This window comes from Nostoc sp. FACHB-133, from assembly GCF_014698055.1.
Classification (GTDB): domain Bacteria; phylum Cyanobacteriota; class Cyanobacteriia; order Cyanobacteriales; family Nostocaceae; genus Nostoc.
Window position 1 is genome coordinate 57,722 of record NZ_JACJSH010000016.1, and the last position, 18,923, is coordinate 76,644.

The 18,923-nt window shown below is 40.8% G+C and carries 22 protein-coding genes and 1 pseudogene; 8 read left to right on the forward strand and 15 right to left on the reverse strand.

The annotated features are described in order from the left end of the window. The first annotated feature begins 12 nt into the window (after positions 1 to 12). Both H6G86_RS14895 and H6G86_RS14900 read left to right on the forward strand, forming a co-directional pair. Positions 13 to 633, forward strand: coding sequence for a flavin prenyltransferase UbiX (locus tag H6G86_RS14895; protein ID WP_190934981.1), 621 nt, complete (start codon positions 13 to 15; stop codon positions 631 to 633). Positions 634 to 806: 173 nt separating this feature from the next. Beyond that, entirely contained in the window at positions 807 to 1,505 is a 699-nt protein-coding gene (locus H6G86_RS14900; RefSeq protein ID WP_190935050.1) for a LapA family protein, read from the forward strand. A gap of 19 nt (positions 1,506 to 1,524) precedes the next feature. Here the strand turns inward: H6G86_RS14900 and H6G86_RS14905 are convergent, their stop codons facing one another. The 7 genes from H6G86_RS14905 to H6G86_RS14935 form a co-directional block, all read right to left on the reverse strand. Next, a complete protein-coding gene (locus H6G86_RS14905) occupies positions 1,525 to 1,719 on the reverse strand; it encodes a hypothetical protein (RefSeq protein ID WP_114084331.1) in 195 nt (64 codons plus the stop codon). A 1,207-nt stretch (positions 1,720 to 2,926) separates the two neighbouring features. Beyond that, positions 2,927 to 4,015 carry a sensor histidine kinase gene (locus tag H6G86_RS14910; protein WP_190934982.1) on the reverse strand — a complete coding sequence of 363 codons (1,089 nt, stop codon included), beginning with the start codon at positions 4,013 to 4,015 and terminating at the stop codon, positions 2,927 to 2,929. A 5-nt stretch (positions 4,016 to 4,020) separates the two neighbouring features. Then, on the reverse strand, positions 4,021 to 4,731 hold the full coding sequence (locus tag H6G86_RS14915; protein ID WP_190934983.1) for a response regulator: 711 nt from the start codon (positions 4,729 to 4,731) through the stop codon (positions 4,021 to 4,023). A gap of 80 nt (positions 4,732 to 4,811) precedes the next feature. Next, complete coding sequence (locus tag H6G86_RS14920) at positions 4,812 to 5,507, reverse strand: LabA-like NYN domain-containing protein (protein WP_190934984.1); 696 nt, start codon at positions 5,505 to 5,507, stop codon at positions 4,812 to 4,814. Between the two features lie 562 nt (positions 5,508 to 6,069). Next, complete coding sequence (locus tag H6G86_RS14925) at positions 6,070 to 7,152, reverse strand: fatty acid desaturase (protein ID WP_190934985.1); 1,083 nt, start codon at positions 7,150 to 7,152, stop codon at positions 6,070 to 6,072. 193 nt (positions 7,153 to 7,345) lie between these two features. Next, the gene (locus H6G86_RS14930) at positions 7,346 to 8,398 is read right to left on the reverse strand and encodes a fatty acid desaturase (RefSeq protein WP_190934986.1); all 1,053 of its coding nucleotides are present in this window, start codon (positions 8,396 to 8,398) and stop codon (positions 7,346 to 7,348) included. A 342-nt stretch (positions 8,399 to 8,740) separates the two neighbouring features. Next, positions 8,741 to 9,562, reverse strand: a complete 822-nt coding sequence (locus H6G86_RS14935; protein ID WP_114084324.1) for an acyl-CoA desaturase — start codon at positions 9,560 to 9,562, stop codon at positions 8,741 to 8,743. A 90-nt stretch (positions 9,563 to 9,652) separates the two neighbouring features. On the opposite strand from H6G86_RS14935, the gene H6G86_RS14940 reads away from it, so the two are divergent. Continuing rightward, positions 9,653 to 10,888, forward strand: a complete 1,236-nt coding sequence (locus H6G86_RS14940) for a methionine gamma-lyase family protein (protein WP_190934987.1) — start codon at positions 9,653 to 9,655, stop codon at positions 10,886 to 10,888. Continuing rightward, complete coding sequence (locus H6G86_RS14945; protein ID WP_190934988.1) at positions 10,885 to 11,244, forward strand: hypothetical protein; 360 nt, start codon at positions 10,885 to 10,887, stop codon at positions 11,242 to 11,244. The genes H6G86_RS14940 and H6G86_RS14945 overlap by 4 nt, the downstream gene beginning before the upstream one ends. Here H6G86_RS14945 and H6G86_RS39985 read toward each other — a convergent pair. The 8 genes and pseudogenes from H6G86_RS39985 to H6G86_RS14980 all read right to left on the reverse strand — a co-directional run. After that, positions 11,230 to 11,340, reverse strand: a pseudogene (locus H6G86_RS39985) (NADH-quinone oxidoreductase subunit D-related protein); the annotation flags it as partial. The gene H6G86_RS14945 and the pseudogene H6G86_RS39985 overlap by 15 nt on opposite strands. 222 nt (positions 11,341 to 11,562) lie before the next feature. After that, entirely contained in the window at positions 11,563 to 11,904 is a 342-nt protein-coding gene (locus tag H6G86_RS14955; RefSeq protein WP_114084321.1) for a cupin domain-containing protein, read from the reverse strand. A 104-nt stretch (positions 11,905 to 12,008) separates the two neighbouring features. Continuing rightward, positions 12,009 to 13,178 (reverse strand): zinc-dependent alcohol dehydrogenase, encoded by a 1,170-nt coding sequence (locus tag H6G86_RS14960; protein ID WP_114084320.1) that lies wholly within the window; start codon positions 13,176 to 13,178, stop codon positions 12,009 to 12,011. Positions 13,179 to 13,341: 163 nt separating this feature from the next. Next, positions 13,342 to 13,734: a hypothetical protein gene (locus H6G86_RS14965; RefSeq protein ID WP_114084319.1), complete on the reverse strand. Its 393-nt coding sequence runs from the start codon at positions 13,732 to 13,734 to the stop codon at positions 13,342 to 13,344. Positions 13,735 to 13,823: 89 nt separating this feature from the next. Next, positions 13,824 to 13,949: a hypothetical protein gene (locus H6G86_RS39545; protein ID WP_277883604.1), complete on the reverse strand. Its 126-nt coding sequence runs from the start codon at positions 13,947 to 13,949 to the stop codon at positions 13,824 to 13,826. A gap of 154 nt (positions 13,950 to 14,103) precedes the next feature. After that, positions 14,104 to 14,802 carry an SRPBCC family protein gene (locus H6G86_RS14970; protein WP_190934990.1) on the reverse strand — a complete coding sequence of 233 codons (699 nt, stop codon included), beginning with the start codon at positions 14,800 to 14,802 and terminating at the stop codon, positions 14,104 to 14,106. Positions 14,803 to 14,908: 106 nt separating this feature from the next. Next, complete coding sequence (locus H6G86_RS14975; RefSeq protein ID WP_190934991.1) at positions 14,909 to 16,006, reverse strand: DJ-1/PfpI/YhbO family deglycase/protease; 1,098 nt, start codon at positions 16,004 to 16,006, stop codon at positions 14,909 to 14,911. 93 nt (positions 16,007 to 16,099) lie between these two features. Further along, positions 16,100 to 16,501 carry a DUF2267 domain-containing protein gene (locus H6G86_RS14980; RefSeq protein WP_190934992.1) on the reverse strand — a complete coding sequence of 134 codons (402 nt, stop codon included), beginning with the start codon at positions 16,499 to 16,501 and terminating at the stop codon, positions 16,100 to 16,102. Between the two features lie 124 nt (positions 16,502 to 16,625). Between H6G86_RS14980 and H6G86_RS39550 the strand changes: the two genes are divergently transcribed. From H6G86_RS39550 to H6G86_RS14995, 4 genes are all read left to right on the forward strand, one after another. Next, positions 16,626 to 16,748, forward strand: coding sequence for a hypothetical protein (locus H6G86_RS39550; protein ID WP_277883605.1), 123 nt, complete (start codon positions 16,626 to 16,628; stop codon positions 16,746 to 16,748). 115 nt (positions 16,749 to 16,863) lie between these two features. Further along, positions 16,864 to 17,262, forward strand: coding sequence for a DUF6335 family protein (locus H6G86_RS14985; protein WP_163927511.1), 399 nt, complete (start codon positions 16,864 to 16,866; stop codon positions 17,260 to 17,262). A gap of 320 nt (positions 17,263 to 17,582) precedes the next feature. After that, a complete protein-coding gene (locus H6G86_RS14990) occupies positions 17,583 to 17,780 on the forward strand; it encodes a hypothetical protein (RefSeq protein WP_190934993.1) in 198 nt (65 codons plus the stop codon). 195 nt (positions 17,781 to 17,975) lie between these two features. Further along, positions 17,976 to 18,467, forward strand: a complete 492-nt coding sequence (locus H6G86_RS14995) for an orange carotenoid protein N-terminal domain-containing protein (protein WP_190934994.1) — start codon at positions 17,976 to 17,978, stop codon at positions 18,465 to 18,467. The last annotated feature ends 456 nt before the right edge of the window (positions 18,468 to 18,923 follow it).

The following is an 18,923-nucleotide window of genomic DNA, read 5'->3' on the forward strand; positions in this document are numbered from 1 at the left end:
ACTAAAAGTTACGTGTCAAAAAAAAGCAAACCTCTAATTTTAGGCGTATCGGGCGCATCTGGTCTGATTTACGCTGTTCGCGCCATCAAATTTTTGCTAGAAGCGGATTATAGTATTGAATTGGTTGCTTCTAAATCTACTTACATGGTTTGGCAATCAGAACAGGAAATTCGGATGCCACCAGAACCAATTCAACAAGAACAATTTTGGCGGGAGCAAGCTGGAGTTGCCCTTTCGGGTAAACTCCGTTGCCATCCTTGGGGTGATGTTGGAGCCGGGATTGCGAGTGGTTCTTTTGCCACTCTGGGGATGATAATTATTCCATGCAGCATGAGTACAGTAGCAAAGCTAGCGGTTGGCTTGAGTTCTGATTTACTAGAACGGGCAGCAGATGTCCAACTCAAAGAAGGGCGAAAACTGGTCATTGTCCCTCGTGAAACGCCTTTTAGCCTCATCCACCTGCGTAACTTAACCTCTTTAGCTGAAGTTGGAGTGAGAATTGTCCCCGCTATTCCGGCCTGGTACCATAATCCCCAAACCATCGAGGATTTAGTTGATTTTGTAGTTGCCCGTGCTTTAGATCAACTAGATATTGACTGCATCCCAATTCAAAGGTGGGAAGGTCGTCGCTAATGCCCCTAGTGGACTCATCGGAAATTTCACAATAGTCCTAAAAGGGTAATGATAGAGATGGCTGATAGTGTCAGTAGTCAGTGAACAGTAATTAGTGAAGAGTAATCAGACTGATAATTGACCACTGACCACTGACAACTAACCACTGACAATTGACAATTGACAAAATTGCTATGGCTGTAATTCGCTTAATTCTATTGGTGGCGGTACTGGGAGGACTAACGCTGTTGTTAGTTCAAAATTGGTCGCCTGTCCTATCGCTAGTATTTTTGGGCGTGCAAACTCAACCATTACCACTAGCGATATGGATTTTGTTCAGTACTACCGCAGGTGCTTTCACATCTATATTGATTGCTACCTTATTTAACTTATCTAATTATTTTGGGGCAGGACAACGCCAAACTCCTAACCGCCGAAGCACAACTTCGCCTCGTGCAAAGGCAACCCCAAGAGAAGAATCTACATCTCGTGCCACTCCTCCACCACCAGCTAGTAAAAAAGAAGAGCCTACTAGTGATGAATTTGATGATTGGGAGACAAATGGCAGTAGAGATGATGATTGGAACTTTGATGAAAAGTCCGAGGAAGCGCCTACACCTAATCCTCAAGCTCAACCTGCTAGAGACTCGAAAATCTACGAACGTCAATCAGAAGCCAAAAGCAGTTCTCAGTCTGGTTCAGTTTACTCCTACAGCTACCGTGAGCCTAAAAATACGGCTGTGGGAAAAACTGAATCCGTTTATGATGCCGATTACCGAGTAATCATCCCTCCTTATCAGCCACCCACAACTAATCAAGCGGATGACGATGATTGGGAATTTTTTGATGATGATGAGGATTTTGAGGATGATGATAAACGCTCCCGTCGGTAAGACATAGTAGGCTAAGTCTCTACTTGATGCCACACCTCTCTCTAGACTCCTGCTTGACCTTACCAGTCATGGCAGCTTCTTGCAAAGCCATGAAAGCATTTAAATCTTCCAAGTCATACGGAGTAGTCAACAGTTGTCGTAGTTGATTTTCAGCTTCCACTGTCAAATAGCCAGTTGCTAAAGCTTTTTGTACAACGTCACGAATTCGATTCATAGTTGACGCCTCATTCATCCTATATTTATTCATTCAGGCTTATTGGGGTGAAATATGCAGTAGTTTTTGTGTCGAAACTTCTTTCTTTACAAAGGTTTTTTGGGCGATCGCAGAATACTAGTCATTATTTACACCTTTCTTGGAAACATTTAATTGGGTAGGACTTGTTATAACTAGATTTTTAGACTAACCATACCGTGCTATTAGAAACACAGTATTTTGTATACTTAAAATTATGCACCAGAGTGAAAATTCGGATTATTTAGATAGACAGAAATTGTTTGGATAAAGTTTCAAACAAGCTATGTTAATTTTTTCATTAAGCAAAGCGCTCGCTATACAGCAACTACCAAGTTACTATAGGACAATCACTACATTTTTGAGAAATTTATCGTTGATTGTTTATAGTAATTTCACTGAAGAATGGTTAATTTATTGCTAAGTTACTTTCAATACATTAATTAAATAGACTTGATAGTAAAGAGAAGTGGTTAGAAAAGAACATTTAAAAAATTAAGGTTTAAAAACTAACATAGTAGAATCTCTTTAGGGATTAAAACGGGTTTTCAAATCATTAAAGTTAAAGTAAAAAGTGTTACTAATTGCAATGTATCAAAATGCTTGTTAGGCATGGAAACAAAACCCTACTACTTTCAGGAAGCGGTAGGGAAAAGACTGCAATTGATCAAAATTCCTATTAGGGAGCCTCTCTTTCCTATACTCTGCTAATGAATGGCTGATCTAGTCGGATATTGATACTATTTCTGTGTGAGACTGCGCCAAAATTTCTTTATTTGTGTCCTTGCTTCAATGAATTGCTTGCCTCTGAGCCACACGTCAACGCTACAGCAATCCAGACCGTGGGCAGCAAAGGATACGACGGACTTGCGATCGCAATAGTAAACTAGAAAATAGCCAGAAATCGTTATCTGCTCAGTCTTAGGAACGATTTTGAGGAAACAGGTAAGCGATCGCAGCGTAACCCGAAACACTTAGTAGACTAACCAAAAAAGCAGCCAAAATAAAAGTAGACATATCGAATTCTACCCAAATGCCAAATTAACGTTATATTCCACCCAATTCCAAAATCTCGACACCCATCAAAAAAACAAGATTTTGGTTAGATACTTTCAAATTAGCAATTGGGTATGACACAGCCGTGACTAACCTGTGTCAATGCCTTGTATGTCAAGGGTTTTGACTTAACTTAAGCCAAAGGCAGAAAAAACCGAAACGTACTGCCAACTCCCAACTCGCTTTCTACCTGAATCTGACCGCCTTGTAATTCAATCAAACGATGGGAAATAGTTAAACCAATACCAGTACCTCCCGAATGGCGATCGCGCGATTGGTCGGCTCGCCAGAAACGCTCAAACACATGAGGCAAATTTTCTGGAGCGATACCAATACCTGTATCTACAACCGCAATCGAAAGTTGAGATGCTTCAGTCCCAACACGAATGGTAATTGAACCTTCGTTAGTGTAACGCACCGCATTACCAAGCAGATTAACTAACACCTGTTCTGTACGGTCAATATCCGCCAATACAAGAGGTAGCACAGATGGACATTGTAAGAGCAGAACTGGCCCATCTTCCAACAATTGATCGGTGAATTTCTCCACTAACGACTCTAATAACGGACGCAGATTTACCCGTTGTATATTAATTGGCAAATAACCAGCTTCTGCCTTAGAAAGTTCTTGCAAATCGTTTACCAGCCGCTCTAAGCGCCTAGTTTCTTTAGCTAAACGCCGATAAATTTCAGGAGACGCTTCAATTTCCCCATCAGCCAGTTCTTCTAAGTAACCACGCACAACCGTTAACGGTGTTCTTAGTTCATGGGTCATGTCTCCAATCACCTCACGCCGCCGCGCTTCCACCCCCTCTAAACTGGCTGCCATTCGGTTGAAACTAGCACCTAGTCCATTCAGTTCTGGAATATCAGACATAGGTAGTCTTGCATCCATCTGACCAGCAGCAAATTTCTGGGTGATTTGTTCCATCTCCGTCAAGCGTTGCATAATTCGTCTGGATACCCAGTAACTCAATCCTCCGGCTGCCGTAGTACCGACTAAAACTGACCAAATAGTGCTTCGCCGCCAAGCAAGTTCAAATCCTGTAACTAATTCAGTCCGAACATCAATTAAGTCAAACCCCTGATTTTCTAATCGTTCCAAATGCAGCACAAATAAGCGGGGGGAAGAGATTTTGCTAATGCTCACCAGACTAGCTACCCCCACGATCATTACTACTAAGTGGGAGAAAAATAGGCGCGTTCTCAGCCCCATCTTCATAACATTTACGCTAACGGAGGATCTTCAAATTTATAGCCCACCCCAACAACAGTTTTAATAAAAGTAGGACTTGCCGAATCAGGCTCAATCTTTTTTCGCAACCTGGCTACATGAGTATCAACCACTCGTTCATCGCCGAAAAAGTTATCTCCCCAAAGTTTATCAATTAGTTGAGTGCGATTCCAAACTCGACCAGGATTACTAACAAAAGTGGTTAGTAAGTTAAATTCTAGGGTAGTTAAGTCCAAAATTTCCGGTTGCTGAGAATTCATCTGACGGCTGGCAGTGCGCTGGTCTACATCGACGATAAAGTGTTGGGTACGATTGACTTGATGTTGTCCCCCTTGGCGGAGGCTACGCCGCAATAATGCCCGCACCCTAGCTACCAACTCTCTAGGGCTAAAGGGTTTAACCATGTAATCATCAGCGCCAGTAGATAGACCAATCACACGATCGATTTCCTCGCCCTTAGCTGTGAGCATCAAAATGTAAGGATCTTTTGTACCCGGTTTCTGGCGAATTCTGGCGCAAACTTCCAACCCATCCAAACCAGGAATCATTAAATCTAGAATGATTAAATCAGGTGGTTGCTCCTGAAACATTCGTAAAGCATTTATCCCATCGCGGCTAATGCGACAAAAAAATCCTTCTTTTTCTAAAGATAATTGGATTAAATGAGCAATTTCTGGCTCATCTTCAACTATTAAAATATCCATTTCAATTAATCACAAGACTTAGAGCAGACAAGGGGTAAAATCCCCTTGTTACAAAATAGATAAACTTCCACCAGAGTGGATTAAAGGTTTGAATTTGACGGTGTGCGATAACTATAGCCAAGATTAGAATCTTTTTGAATGTGTGATTTAATACTATCGAGGTCAATGAAGCAGTCAGCAACATCAATCAAGCTTTCACTAGTAGTAGTTTGTAGGCTCACCACTTCCACCCGAACCCCCATTCTGCTGACAGCGTTCACCGCATAAGCTAAGTCTCCATCGCCACTGACTAAGACCGCAGTATCATAATAAGGAGCTAAAGTTATCATATCTACAGCAATTTCTACGTTCAGATTTGATTTTTTGAAATTCTCTGCTGGTTGCATAATATCTTTAGCTACTACACGATAGCCATTACGACGCATCCACAATAAAAAACCTTGTTGCTTTTCATTGCTGTTATCAACCCCAGTATAGAAGAAAGCCCGCAACAGTCTTGAACCATTGGTTAGATGACAAAGCAATTTAACGTAGTCAATTTCGATGCCGAGTTGTAAAGCTGTATGAAAGAGGTTTAAGCCATCAATAAAAATAGCAACTCGACCACGATTCAAGCTATTGACAATTGAACTATCAGATGTAGTATCTTGTATTTTAGGCTCTTTACTTTTGACCGTAGTATCGCTTAAATTTTGCCCTTGCCAATGTGGTTTAGTTTTGAGTACTTTAGGTTCCTTAAATTCATTTCTTTGTTTGCTAAAATTAGTTATAATCATTGATACCTCTGATTTTAAAGCTGGAAAAAGTTTTTGTGTAAATTGTCTATAGTATAGTCTGTGCTAATTTATAACCCTAGCAGGTAATGGTCTTAAATCACTACATGCAGATAAAGTTAAATGGTGCTGAAGCAGATTCAAAGTAGACATCCAAAATTTTTTCAGTGTTGTTAGGGTTGGTTTGATAATATATTGCTTCTGTCCACAGATATGTTAATCTTTACCCACCAAGACAGCAAGAGTCTGGAGAAAATAAATCTTACTACCAGGTTAGGCGCAAGAATCCGCAAACGTCATCTATCTATTTTTATTTTAACTCTGAGTTTTAATAACCTTACAGCAAGAAGTTGAAAGTTATCGCAATCTCAGGACGCTCAAATACTGTCAGACTAATAATGTAATATGCAATTGCACCTCAAAAGATAGGTTTTTTAAGGTATTTGGATAATCTTTAAAAGACAATTTTTATCTGAATAAGGGGATGTTCAATCTTAAATAGTCAGAAAAGGCTGATAGAAATACAAGATTCCCGACTTCTTTAAAGAAGTCGGGAATTTGAGTTTTAGTCCTTAGCCAACTTATTATTAGATGTGTAGTAAACCTGACTACCAGTATCAGGTACAAAATGACAGCTGATACATGAATTCCATAATGACTTCCAAATTGGTTCTTCCGATTTGTGGAAATACTCACCCATCACTGGTTTGATTGCCTCAGTTGCCTTCAACAAATTGTAGTGAGGGATGTTAAGGAATATATGATGAGCAACATGAGTACCGATATCGTGATGAATATGATTAACTAAACCATAATCACGGTCAATACTAGAAATTGCACCTTTCAGGAAAGTCCAATCTTCTCCACGATACCAAGGAAGCTCTGGCTCAGTGTGGTGCAAAAATGTCACCAAATCTAGCCAAACTATAAACACAAGGTAGGGGACAGCGTAATATTTCAGCAACCACATCCAACCCCATTGGGAGGTGAGGAAACCCAGCAAACCTATCATCCCAATCAAAAGGACAGTGCTAGTAATAACATCCCATTTTTCCGAGGGCTTGAAAAGCGAACTACCGGGCAAAAAGTGTGAGCCTTCTTTATTAGGAGAACGCTTAAACAAATACACAGGATAGGCCAATAGAAAAACATAATATCTGCCTATTTTTTGTGCTAAAGGCATCTCCTTATACTGTGATTCTGTCACAGGATACCAGCTTTCATCGTTATCGATATTACCAGTATTTTTGTGATGGGTTCTGTGGCTAATCCGCCAACCATGATAAGGAACAAGTATTGGTGTGTGAGAAAGATGTCCAATCAAATCATTGAGCCATTTATGCTTAGAAAAAGATTGGTGTCCGCAGTCATGACCGACTACAAACAAAGCCCAAAACATTGTTCCTTGCATTAGCCAGAAAATCGGAAAGAAAAGCCAAGAATCCAGGTAAGAAGCAACTGCATAAAGCAGACCGATAATCAGGATGTCACGAAAGAAGTAAAAAAGCGATTTTGTCACATTGGGCTGAAAGCATTCAGCAGGAATTGCAGCTTTTAAATCCCCAAGTGTGAAAGGTAATTTAGTCGTCGTATCCTCAGACTTTTCAGAGCCAAGAGGACTGTTGAACGTAATGATGTTTGATGGCACTGGATTCTTTTGATTGGATATAAATTAGAACTTTGATTAGAATGCCCACGATACTAGCGATCGCTAACATACAAGAGGGATAATTTCTGGCAATTTATCTTTTTATTCAGTAAACAATTGCCAGATTTTATTAAAACACAGCATGATAAACGCTCTCGTTGGTTCAAGAGCGTGAGTGTAATCACAGGGCTATTTATTGCTCTGTATAATGTTCGTTGAAAGTCTTATAACCAACGTCAGTTGTGTACAGTTGACACTCGTCTGTAATTTGCTTCATTAAAGGCCAAGAAAACTGACACTCATCATGGAGATAAGTCCCCCAATTTTCTTTGATGCTGCTGTAAGCTAGCCGCAAATTATAAGAAGGAATAGCGGTGGAAATATGATGAGGGACATGAACATTGATATCGTGGCACAGGATTTCTACCCAATGCGGATAATCGCAATGAATAGTGCCAGATAACTGTGCTAAAGCTTCGTTCCACTTGTTCGCTGTCGCAAAAGGAACATCTGCGGCAGTATGGTGAACAATAGTAAAAGTACTCATCCAAAAATGGTAAACCATCCAGGGTACTAGCCAGAACTTGACAAATCCCCAGATACCAGTTGTAGCGATCAGAAGCGGAAAAGCGATCGCAGCAAACACAACTACTACAGCCACAGAAAGCTTGATGCTGGATTGGTCTTTAGTTTTGAAGTTCCGCCAATCAAAATGCACAACAGCCCAATGTCCAATGGAACCTACCCACCAGAGGCGTTTACGCATAAACAGCTTAAAAGCAGACTGCTTAGTTGTATCCCAATTTTCAAACACTTCTGGTCTGATTGGATGCCAAGCGTTGTCCTCATCCAGCTTGTTGGTATGGGCATGGTGATAATTATGCTTAATGCGCCAACTGTGAAAAGGGTAAATTAACGGCATCATGAAGAAATGCCCCACCAAATCATTTACCCAACGACGTTTGGCAAAAGACCTGTGACCACAATCATGGCCAATTACAAAAAAACCTGTTAAAGCAGTGCCCGTAAAAATCCAGGCTAGGGGCAAAAGAAACCAAGGAGTGATGATCAGGCTGTAATAACCCAAGGCAACTGCCAAGACACTGAGTATGACTTGTGTCCAAGCTTTGCGACGGTTCTGCTGAAAACATTCGCGTGGCAGGGTTTTGATAATATCTTTGAGCCGGAAGTCGGAATTGCCTGGCTCGTCACTTAATTTTTGGCTGTTAATTATTGATGTAGTCATGAACACCTGAAAAACAACAAGATCCTACACCAAGTCACAAAAAAGTAACTTGCCGCAAAAATTCTTCACATTAGCGCTTCGGATTATAGCAACCTAACAGACACAAGCGCACCCGTAAATAGACTTTTGAAAAGTTAGTAGTTAGGAGTGATGAGTTAGGAGTTTAGATTCTCAACTCACGCCGAATGTGAATTAGAAATACTTCTTGTGCCATAAGGATTTCTGTGTCTACCCAAAATCGGGGTTTGAGAAATCGACGGCAAAATAAAAATTCTCAAGCCTGATTCACATTGAACGTAATTCCTAACTCCTGTAGAGACGCGATTAATCGCGTCTCTACTCCTAACTACTTTTTGCTGGGGCCAACTTTACATTAGTAGCCAGACCAACCGCCTGTAGCAATTGAACAGTCATCCAGGTTAAATCGATTTCCCACCATTCCAGCCCATGACGAGCTGAGTATTGAAAAGCATGATGGTTATTATGCCAGCCTTCACCGAAAACTAGTACGGCTACCCACCAGCAATTAGTCGATTTATCACCAGAATCATAGCTCTGATAGCCAAACTTATGAGTAGCGCTGTTCACCAACCAAGTGCAGTGATAAACCCAGACAATGCGAACAAAAATTCCCCAGATAACGAAAGGCCAGCCACCTAGGAGCAAAAGTAATACACCTAGAGCAACCTGAATCAAAATGAAATATTTTTCTAAAAACTGATAAACTGGGTCTTCTGCAATATCTTTGGTGAAGCGAGGAACATCAGCGTGAGCTGGACAATAATGAGTCAGCCAACCCATGTGGCTCCACCAGAAGCCTTTATTAGAATCATGGGGATCGGTGTCAGTATCAGAGTTTAAATGATGAATTCGATGTGTCCCGATCCACTCAATTGGGCCTCCTTGACAGGAGAGTGTCCCGAAAAAAACCAGGAGATACTCTAGCCACTTGGGAGTTTGAAAACTGCGGTGGGTAACAAGGCGGTGAAATCCTAGAGTAACGCCTAAACCGCCAGTCACCCAGTACAGCAAGAAACCCACACCAACTGCTGTCCAGCTAAAGTTACCAGGAACAAAAGCAAATAAAGCGCCGATGTGCAGTCCAATGAAAAACAGGGTATTAACCCAGTTAATTTTAGGTTTGGTTGAGGTAGCAATTGTCATGCGATAACCTGAATTTGAATTTTCCCGCCTAGTATGTGCGATCTTAAAATCCGCATATCTATAATTTAATTTTTTTTGAACGAGGAACTGATGAACAGCTTAGAACAGCTGCGGCAAGCAGAACAGGCACTATTAGAAATTTTTTCTGGAATTGACACTCAGGTCAAGCATAATCTAAAACGAGTGCTGGATGCTTTTCGTAATCACCGTGTGGGCGCACACCACTTTGCTGGTGTAAGTGGTTATGGTCACGATGATTTAGGACGAGAAACTTTAGATAAAGTTTTTGCCGAAGTTATGGGTGCTGAAGCTGCGGCCGTGCGGGTGCAGTTCGTTTCGGGAACTCATGCGATCGCCTGTGCTTTGTTTGGTGTTCTCCGTCCCGGAGATGAAATGTTAGCAGTGGTCGGTTCTCCCTACGATACGCTTGAAGAAGTCATTGGTTTACGAGGTAAAGGTCAAGGCTCCCTTATCGAGTTTGGCATAAATTACCGCCAATTGGAGCTAACCCCAGAAGGAACTATTGATTGGCAAGCTTTAAGTAGTAATGTGACTGAAAACACTCGTTTAGTGTTAATTCAGCGCTCATGTGGCTATTCTTGGCGACCTAGTTTATCAATTGCCGATATTGAAAAAATTGTCCACTTAGTCAAACAACAGAATCCAAATACTGTTTGCTTTGTGGATAACTGCTACGGCGAATTTATTGAAACAAAGGAACCTACAGCCGTAGGTGCTGATTTAATGGCGGGGTCACTGATTAAAAATCCTGGTGGCACAATTGTCAGCGCTGGCGGTTATGTCGCCGGTCGCGCCGATTTAGTGGAAGCATCCGCCTGTCGCCTCACTGCTCCCGGTATCGGTAGTTATGGCGGTGCTACTTTTGACCAAAATCGCTTGCTGTTCCAAGGCTTATTTCTAGCGCCGCAAATGGTCGGAGAGGCGATGAAAGGGACGTACTTAACTGGTTATGTATTTGATAAACTCGGTTATCCGGTGAATCCTGCACCCCTCGCTCCTCGTGGTGATGTGATTCAGGCGATTAAACTTGGTTCTGCCGAAAAGCTAATTGCTTTCTGTAAAGCGATACAACAGCATTCTCCCATCGGTTCTTACTTAGATCCTATTCCAGATGAAATGCCGGGGTATGAGAGCAAGGTAGTGATGGCTGGGGGGACATTTATTGAAGGAAGTACTTTGGAGTTATCAGCAGATGGGCCTTTGCGTGAACCTTATGTGGTTTATTGCCAGGGGGGAACTCATTGGACTCATGTAGCGATCGCGCTAGAAGCTGCGATTAATGCAATAGGAAATGCTGGTGATTGATTACAGCATATATTCCGCAGGGTATTAGGTTTATTGAGAAATTGTCAAAGGCGATCGCATTTGCTACTTTGGCGACCGCATTTGTTAATTTGGCGATCGCATTTGTTACTTCGGCGATCGCATTTGTTACTTTGGCAATCGCATTTGCTACTTTGGCGATCGCATTTGTTAATTCGGCGATCGCATTTGTTAATTCGGCGATCGCATTTGTTAATTCGGCGACCGCATTTGTTACTTTGGCGATCGCATTTGTTACTTTGGTGAATGCATTTGTTACTTCGGCGTTCGCATTTGTTGATTTAGCGATATCTACGGCTGGCTACGCCTACGCATTTGCTATACTACTGTTCTACTGATCCCATGATAATATCGATACTAGCCAAGACTACAACCAGATCGGCAACCTTCACGCCGCGTAAGATTTCGGGTAATACTTGCAAGTTATTGAAATTTTGGGCGTTGCTGAATTAAAGTATGAATCTGGATGTAGAGACGTAGCACTGCTACGTCTCTACAAGGATTTTGGTATTATGCAAAATCATTTTCATACATGGAATCAGCAACGCCATATTCTATGCAATCGAAAGCAGCTATAAGTTTTTAGCGATACCTTCTCTACGAGACGCTACGCGAACGGTGAGCTTCGCTAACGCAAAACTTCAGATAACTGCAAATCAGTTTTCGTCTCGCCCGTGAACTTGAGCGGGTGGACTGGTTGCCTCAACAGCAGTAAATGCTTCTAGGATTTTGTAAGTATGGCTGGCTCCTTTGGGTACAACCCAAGAACTTCCAGGCTCTAGTAAAATTGTTTGCCCTTCAATATGCAATTCTGCACGGCCAGTGATTACATAACCAACAGTTTCATATTCCCGTGCTGTTGGCTCTTTAGGTTCGTTCGGTTGCTCATTCTCCCACAGGCGCATAGAAATGCTTTTGCCAGATGCAAGATATTTCTGACCAAGTTGACCTTTAGGCGAATGACTAGAGTCTACTTTGATAACGGTTGTATCAGACATATTTTTTGCCTCTTTATACTTTTAACTTTGGGCATTGGGCATGGTTATTTTCCTTGTTTCCATTCCCAATTCCCCATTCCCAATTCCCAATTCCCCATTCCTTACTAAGGTTTGAGTACAACTTTGATGCAGTTATCTTTCTTGTCTTTAAAAATTTCGTAGCCGTGGGGCGCTTGTTCTAGAGGTAATCGGTGGGTGATGACAAAGGTTGGATCGATTTCACCATTTTGAACGTGTTCTAGCAAGGGTCGTAAATACTTATGGACATGGGTTTGTCCCATTTTTAAAGTTAGACCCTTATTCATCGCAGCACCCAACGGCACTTTATCTACAAAGCCACCATAAACCCCTGGAATTGATACATGACCACCCTTACGACAAGACACAATTACTTGCCGTAATGCCGTTGGACGGTCTGTTTCTAGACGTACTGCTTGCTTTACTTGGTCGTATAACGCCATGAAATCTGTACCGTGTGCTTCCATTCCCACTGCATCAATGCAAGCATCAGGGCCACGACCCCCAGTCATTTCATTGAGTGCTTCGCCAACATCCACTTCTTCGTAGTTAAGGATTTCAGCTTTACCGTATTCTTTAGCCATTTGTAGGCGTTCGGGAACGCGGTCAATGGCAATCACACGTTCTGCACCAAGAAGATATGCACTTTGAATAGCAAATTGTCCGACTGGGCCACAACCCCAAACAGCGACAATATCACCGGGTTGAATGTTGCAGTTCTCAGCAGCCATATACCCAGTAGGGAATATATCTGTTAAAAATAGCACTTGCTCATCCGTCAAACCATCAGGAATTTTAAACAAACCCACGTCTGCAAATGGCACTCGTGCATACTCTGCTTGACCACCTGCATAACCGCCGAATAAATGAGAGTAGCCAAATAGACCTGATGGTGAATGCCCCATTTGCTTTTCTACCATCCAAGCGTTGGGGTTAGAGTTGTCGCATAGTGACGATAAATCTCGATTGCAAAAAAAGCAGTTACCGCAGGAGATAGTGAAAGGAACAACCACGCGATCGCCTATGTTCACATTTTTAACTGCACTTCCAAGTTCTACAACTTCCCCCATGAATTCATGACCAAGGATATCGCCCTTTTCCATTGTGGGGATGTAGCCGTTGTAAAGATGCAAATCAGAACCACAAATTGCCGTAGATGTAATTTTAATAATGGCATCGCGTGGGTTGAGAATTTTGGGGTCGGGAACTGTTTCCACCCGCACATCGTTTACTCCATGCCAGCAAACTGCCTTCATAATTATTTAGTCCTTAATGATGATTTCTGTCTCGTTAATATCAAGATAAAAATACTCGAATTAACCTATTGGGAGACGCGATAATGATCGCGCCTCGGTAAATAGTCAAAGCTTAATCGGCAATATATGAGTCAAACAATTAGACTCAAAATTTGTCACCAATCTAGCTTCTATCTCTTAGTTGTTTGCTAGCAGGATTTTGGTAATAACCTTCTTTATCTCCGGCTTGGTTCTTTGCAGGATCAAAAAACTCTTTTGTAGCTCTAGGTGTTTCTTCATCCAAGTTTAACTTTTCCCGGATATTATCAGCAGCGCTTTTTAATGGATTTTGAGCGTTTCTTATTTGGGTATCGTTTCTTGATTGGGTATCATTTCTAATTTCACCTTCATCGGGTGTTCCTTTGTAATAAATACCCTCTGGAGTTTTAACAGTATCAGCTTGTGCTACATTAACGTAGCTAAAAGCCTGACCCAATAGAAACATAAATCCTACCAGAAAAACTACAAAAATTTGGGAAATCCGAATATTTCGTAGCGCTGAAATTACTCGACTCATAAAAAACCTCAATTGCATTATGTTAGGTGGATAATTCAAAAGACTGAATAACTATTCAGCATTCAGCTTTAAGAACAACTTTGATGTAGTTATCCTTTTTTTGTTGAAAAATATGATGGACGTAGGGTGTTTATTCTAAGATCACGACCACCAGTCATCTCTTTCAACGCTTTGCCAGTATTAACTTTTTGGTTGGCAAACTTTTTCGCCATCATTTTCAGGCGTTAGGGAAAGCGATCGCTTTTTCGCCTCCCATTATGTAGGTGCTAATCACGTCTCTAGCCCCACATCATTACCACCGTTCTAGCAGACTTTTCATAGTCCTTAATCATTAGTGATTCGCTTAGGCAAATGACAAATGACAACTAACTACTTGCGTCCAGAAGGTTGGCCTTCGGTGGTGGCGATTTCGCCTGTTTCCATTAGCATCTTGAAGCGGCGCAATTCATCACCAATTTGTTGTTCTGGTTCTTCACCAAAAAGTTTAGCTACGGTAGCTCCCAATGCTCCACCGGGTGGATTATATTCCAAAACAACCTTAACTTCCGTGCCGCGATCGCCTGGTGCTTTTTTGAAGCGAACAAAACCAGAATTATCAACATCTGCACCTTCCACAGAAGCCCAAGAAATAAACTCATTTTCCCGGTCTTCGAGAATATCTGCATCCCATTCTACACTGTTACCCAAGGGTGCATTGGCAATCCAATGAGAACGTTTTTCGTTGTCCACCCTTACAGATTTGAGATGCTTCATAAATGTGGGCAGATTCTCAAAGTTGTGCCAATAACGATAAAGTTCATCTGCTGGTTTGTTGATCGTTACTGTCTTTTCAACTTTGATGGGTTGGTTGATACCAATTGCTTCTTGTGCTTGCTGGATTGTGCTTTGCTTTGTTGCACCTTGATAAATCAAACCGCCACCTGCTAAAGCCGTCAGCGCTCCCCGCAATGAACCTTGCCTTAAACCCATCAGCACCATCGCACCACCACCGATGAGAGATGCCCAACGCTCTACTTCACTAGCTTCAGTCTGGCTGGTACTTAATTTATCGCCTGATGTTGAAGTCACTTTTTATACCTCTATCACAGTAATTATCCATAGAGACGCATATATCCTCTTGTTTCTATCTCTGTGTTATTTGCGCCTCTGCGATAGCCGTCTAAGTTCAAAAAACTTACATTGACACTGCCGCGCCTGTAGTCGGCTTAGGAGGCTGAATCTGAGTACCTATCCGCGCCCGATACAGTTCTACTAATCGCTGTTCGTATTTCAATAAATCGTGGTAAATTTCTTTGAAAATAGCAGTTGCTACTGGGTCAGTGAACATTGCAGACAAATTACCAATATCGCCGATACCAGTTTGCACATCACCTAAAGCAGAACGTAACTGATATATGTCATCACTTCCTGTAAAGGCAGTTTTTACCTTGGCATACTGATTAGCAATATTTGCTCCTAAAGAGGGTTTTTCACCCAAATGATGAATATAGGTTTCTAGCTTTTGAATGTGGCGCTGTTTATTAGCAATTATTTCTTGAAAGACTGAGTTGACTTCCCTATCTGATTCTTTTTCCAAGTATTTCTCAAATGCTTCTAGTGAATAACGCTCACCAGCAAGGGCATTATTTAAACCTCTGGTGATATCACCTTTAGTTGAGCCACCCCAAGCATCAGCTAGCTTCCACCATTCAGCACTTGTGTCTTTCTCATTTGGTAATGCAGCATCTTTGCCACCATAACCCAAACGGCTTAATATAGCTGTGGTGAAAATTGGTAAGTCTCCAGGCTCACGAGATGTAATCAAATTGCCGTCAACTACTAGCGGCTCATCTAGATATTTTGCGCCAGCGTTAATCATATCCTTGGCAATAGCGACAAAACCAGTGGCTTGTTTACCTTTGAGTAAGTCGCCTTCAATTAAAAGTTGTGGGCCATGACAAACAGCAGCAACTAATTTTCCTTGTTGTATGGCTTCTTGGACAAAGCCTACTGTGTTGATGTTGCGCCGCATTCTGTCGGGAGCCATCCCACCAGGAATTATCACCGCATCGAATTGGGCTGCGATCGCTTCTGTTGTAGTACCATCAGCTTGAATGCTAAGTTTGCCGCGTTTACCCTTATATTTTTCATTCATTCGGGAACCAAGGACTACTACCTCTATTCCAGCTTGTTTTAGTCCGTTATAAGGAACTGTAAATTCTGCATCCTCTACTGCCTGTTCAATAAGGATGGCAACTTTTTTCTTCCCGGAATGATTGTTATGGTCAGTCATAGATGTTATTACCTGTTTATTTCTAGTATTTAACTTTCATCAATGAGGAAAGTTAAAAATCCTGAATTGTGAACTTGATTTTTTTATTGCCTATTATGCAGTTACTTCATCTGTTGATGAAATACCAAATAGTTCTTCATAATCGTGAGAGAAATAGGCATGAAGTGCAGCAAATTTTTCTGGGCTAATAGCATTTTGCAACACAGCAAATACAGCCCGAACATGAATTGCAGCAGTTGTTGGTTCGATGTTTTCTTTTTGGCTTGCACGAGCGATAAATTCCTGCAAGTTAAAGGATTGAACACTTTCTCCTTCTCTGCCTCGCAAATAATTGCCTAGTTGTGCAGGCAAATTTTTAGCTATTTCTTCTGCTTCATCACCTGCTATCCGTTCTTTTAGAGTTTCTAGTGTGGCACGGGTAGCACGTTCTGCTTCTTCACGAGAATCTGATTGGGCAAGGCTTTGTACATGTGTAATGAACTCGTTGTATTCCACTGTCTACCTCCGCTTCCCAAAATTCTTGAATGTTTTGTTATTTAGCATTCAGGTAGTTAAAAGCATTAGTCTAAAATTAAAATGGAGCAAATTCTGATTTTTCCTAATTAATAAAAAAATAGTTATGAGTGAAAAGTGGGCTACTGAATTATTTCGGTTTGACAAATTTTCACTCATAGCTAAAAACTTCAACTACAAGTTGCTTGACCATGATTTCATAATTTCAATGGTATGGTGCGATCGCTAGTTTAGCTTCGTACTAAGGGGATAGATTGTTTTATTTCTAAAGCTATACATCTCTAGTAAGATAACTTCGTGACAGGAAAACGTTATTGTGAGAATGCAGAAAAAAGGCTAGTATCATGGCAGAAAAAAATCATAATGACGAAATTCAAACCAATGATTTGCCACAGGAAATTACCGAATCCTATGGTACTGGTGTGAAAGAGTTGCCAGGATATAATATTGGTGGGCGCTCAATCAGAGAAGAAAGACGTGAGTATACAGAAACTAGTCCTGAACTCACTGGTGGGGATGTTGATGCTTATTGGCAAGATGCAGATGCAGTTGGGGATGAAGCTGTTGGTGGTAGCACTGCAACTCCTGATAAAAATGTAACTGAGGAGCTAGAAGCGGCAGTAGGGCTAGAAATGGCTGATTCTGAGTTTCTGCATACCAATGATATTTTAGAGGATCGTGATGGCGATCGCTGGGAGTTAGATCCAAAATCTTCTGAAGATTATCAAGAGCGGGGAGAATAAGCTTGATAAAACCAGAAGCCATATTTCTACTGTGAATTCACAAATTTAATGTGGCTAAATTGGACAGTGCTTTTCTAAGCACTGTCACAACAAAACTAATCATCTATCTATCGAAATATATATCTCGAAAATTTCTCAATTTGGCAGTATTGAAATTGCCAATATTTTACTTTGCCTTTCCCAAGCATTATTTTAGCTTTTGATATAGCAATCCGCTTTAATTTATGTTCGTGCAACATGGCATAGACATAATTATTTGCTTATGAGGTAATAGGGAAGAAGTTTATTTGAGTTGAATTGAATTTTTTCAGAAATCAAATATGAGTTTTATCGAAGAAGAATTCAGAATTCAGGAGCCAGAATCCAGAATCGATTCTGTGCTACCGGATAAAGAATCGAGGTTTAAAACCCCCGATTTTAAGACGCTCGTTCGCGGAGCGTGCCGTAGGCAAGACTCGCTAACGCTACGCTATCTTGGAGAAGAAAAAATTCTTTCCTTGCTGAAACCCCTGACTTGACTCCTTCTTATATTGCATTTGCATCTAAGTTTAATTCTTATTTCTAAAGTGAGACTATACTTTCCCCGATTTATGTTTTGTTTATAATTATTCTTCTTTCTGATTTTAATACCTATGTCTTCAGTAGGGTAAAACGTTAAATGTATATTTGATACCTTTACTAATAGCACTGATAAATTGCAATTGGAGTTCATAATGACATACACACAAACTAGCGATCCAACTATTCGGGAACATGTTCAAGCTTGGCAAAAGTTGGATGTGGATCAACAACTGGCTTTGTTTTGGTTCATTTACAAAGAAATGGGTGGCTCAATTACGCCAGCTGCTCCTGGGGCCAGTACTGTTTCTCCAGAAATCGCAGAAGGTTTGTTTAATCAAGTTAAGGAATTATCTCACGAACAACAATTACAAGTTCAGCGTGACTTGATTAATAAAGTAGATACCCAAATTTCTCGTGAATATGGTTCTTTGGGTGATACCACTAAGTTACTTTTTTGGTACCGATTATCTCAAGGTATGGATAATGGCACTATCATTCCTGTACCTTCTGATTATGAACTACCTTCAGAATCTAAAGCGTTGTTTGGTAGAATTCAAGGATTAGGCTTTGAGCAACAGATCACTCTTTTCCGTGATTATGTGTCGCCAATGGGTGCTGAAGCAAAAGCAGGTGCTGAAATTTAGTGGTTTTTAATTTTTTAGGCTGCTTGAGGTTATCTATTTAGCCTCTAAATGAGGATAAGATGGTTGTTATAGCAAGTTTATTTACTTGCAAAGTTCTGTATAAGCATCTATCTATACCTCTCTTCTTAAAGTTTTCTATATCTGCCAGTCACTTAATATAAATTAAAACTTTAATGATTGGCAGGTTCATTTTTTGTTAATAAATAAACACAGAGTAAAAATAAAACTCTTACCCTGTGAGCATTTATTTCATGAGGTCAGTTGCACCCTACAGTCCTAACGCCCTTTGTTTTGTAATCAATATATTAAAAGTAATTATATTTGAATCAATCTGTCTTTTGGTTGGTTTAAATATGCTTTTTTTATATTAAGGTCTGTCTTTTTATAGTTTTTTATCTAAAATTAGAAGCTTAAGATTAATACAGATATTAAGATAGACAATTCAATTTTTTACAC

Excerpts from the sequence above, each read along its gene's own strand:
- H6G86_RS14900 (WP_190935050.1), top strand. The coding sequence starts at position 807 with ATGGCTGTAATTCGCTTAATTCTATTGGTGGCGGTACTGGGAGGACTA.
- H6G86_RS14905 (WP_114084331.1), bottom strand. The coding sequence starts at position 1,719 with ATGAATCGAATTCGTGACGTTGTACAAAAAGCTTTAGCAACTGGCTAT.
- H6G86_RS14910 (WP_190934982.1), bottom strand. The coding sequence starts at position 4,015 with ATGAAGATGGGGCTGAGAACGCGCCTATTTTTCTCCCACTTAGTAGTA.
- H6G86_RS14915 (WP_190934983.1), bottom strand. The coding sequence starts at position 4,731 with ATGGATATTTTAATAGTTGAAGATGAGCCAGAAATTGCTCATTTAATC.
- H6G86_RS14920 (WP_190934984.1), bottom strand. The coding sequence starts at position 5,507 with ATGATTATAACTAATTTTAGCAAACAAAGAAATGAATTTAAGGAACCT.
- H6G86_RS14930 (WP_190934986.1), bottom strand. The coding sequence starts at position 8,398 with ATGACTACATCAATAATTAACAGCCAAAAATTAAGTGACGAGCCAGGC.
- H6G86_RS14935 (WP_114084324.1), bottom strand. The coding sequence starts at position 9,562 with ATGACAATTGCTACCTCAACCAAACCTAAAATTAACTGGGTTAATACC.
- H6G86_RS14940 (WP_190934987.1), top strand. The coding sequence starts at position 9,653 with ATGAACAGCTTAGAACAGCTGCGGCAAGCAGAACAGGCACTATTAGAA.
- H6G86_RS14955 (WP_114084321.1), bottom strand. The coding sequence starts at position 11,904 with ATGTCTGATACAACCGTTATCAAAGTAGACTCTAGTCATTCGCCTAAA.
- H6G86_RS14960 (WP_114084320.1), bottom strand. The coding sequence starts at position 13,178 with ATGAAGGCAGTTTGCTGGCATGGAGTAAACGATGTGCGGGTGGAAACA.
- H6G86_RS14965 (WP_114084319.1), bottom strand. The coding sequence starts at position 13,734 with ATGAGTCGAGTAATTTCAGCGCTACGAAATATTCGGATTTCCCAAATT.
- H6G86_RS39545 (WP_277883604.1), bottom strand. The coding sequence starts at position 13,949 with ATGATGGCGAAAAAGTTTGCCAACCAAAAAGTTAATACTGGCAAAGCG.
- H6G86_RS14975 (WP_190934991.1), bottom strand. The coding sequence starts at position 16,006 with ATGACTGACCATAACAATCATTCCGGGAAGAAAAAAGTTGCCATCCTT.
- H6G86_RS39550 (WP_277883605.1), top strand. The coding sequence starts at position 16,626 with ATGAGTGAAAAGTGGGCTACTGAATTATTTCGGTTTGACAAATTTTCA.
- H6G86_RS14985 (WP_163927511.1), top strand. The coding sequence starts at position 16,864 with ATGGCAGAAAAAAATCATAATGACGAAATTCAAACCAATGATTTGCCA.
- H6G86_RS14990 (WP_190934993.1), top strand. The coding sequence starts at position 17,583 with ATGAGTTTTATCGAAGAAGAATTCAGAATTCAGGAGCCAGAATCCAGA.
- H6G86_RS14995 (WP_190934994.1), top strand. The coding sequence starts at position 17,976 with ATGACATACACACAAACTAGCGATCCAACTATTCGGGAACATGTTCAA.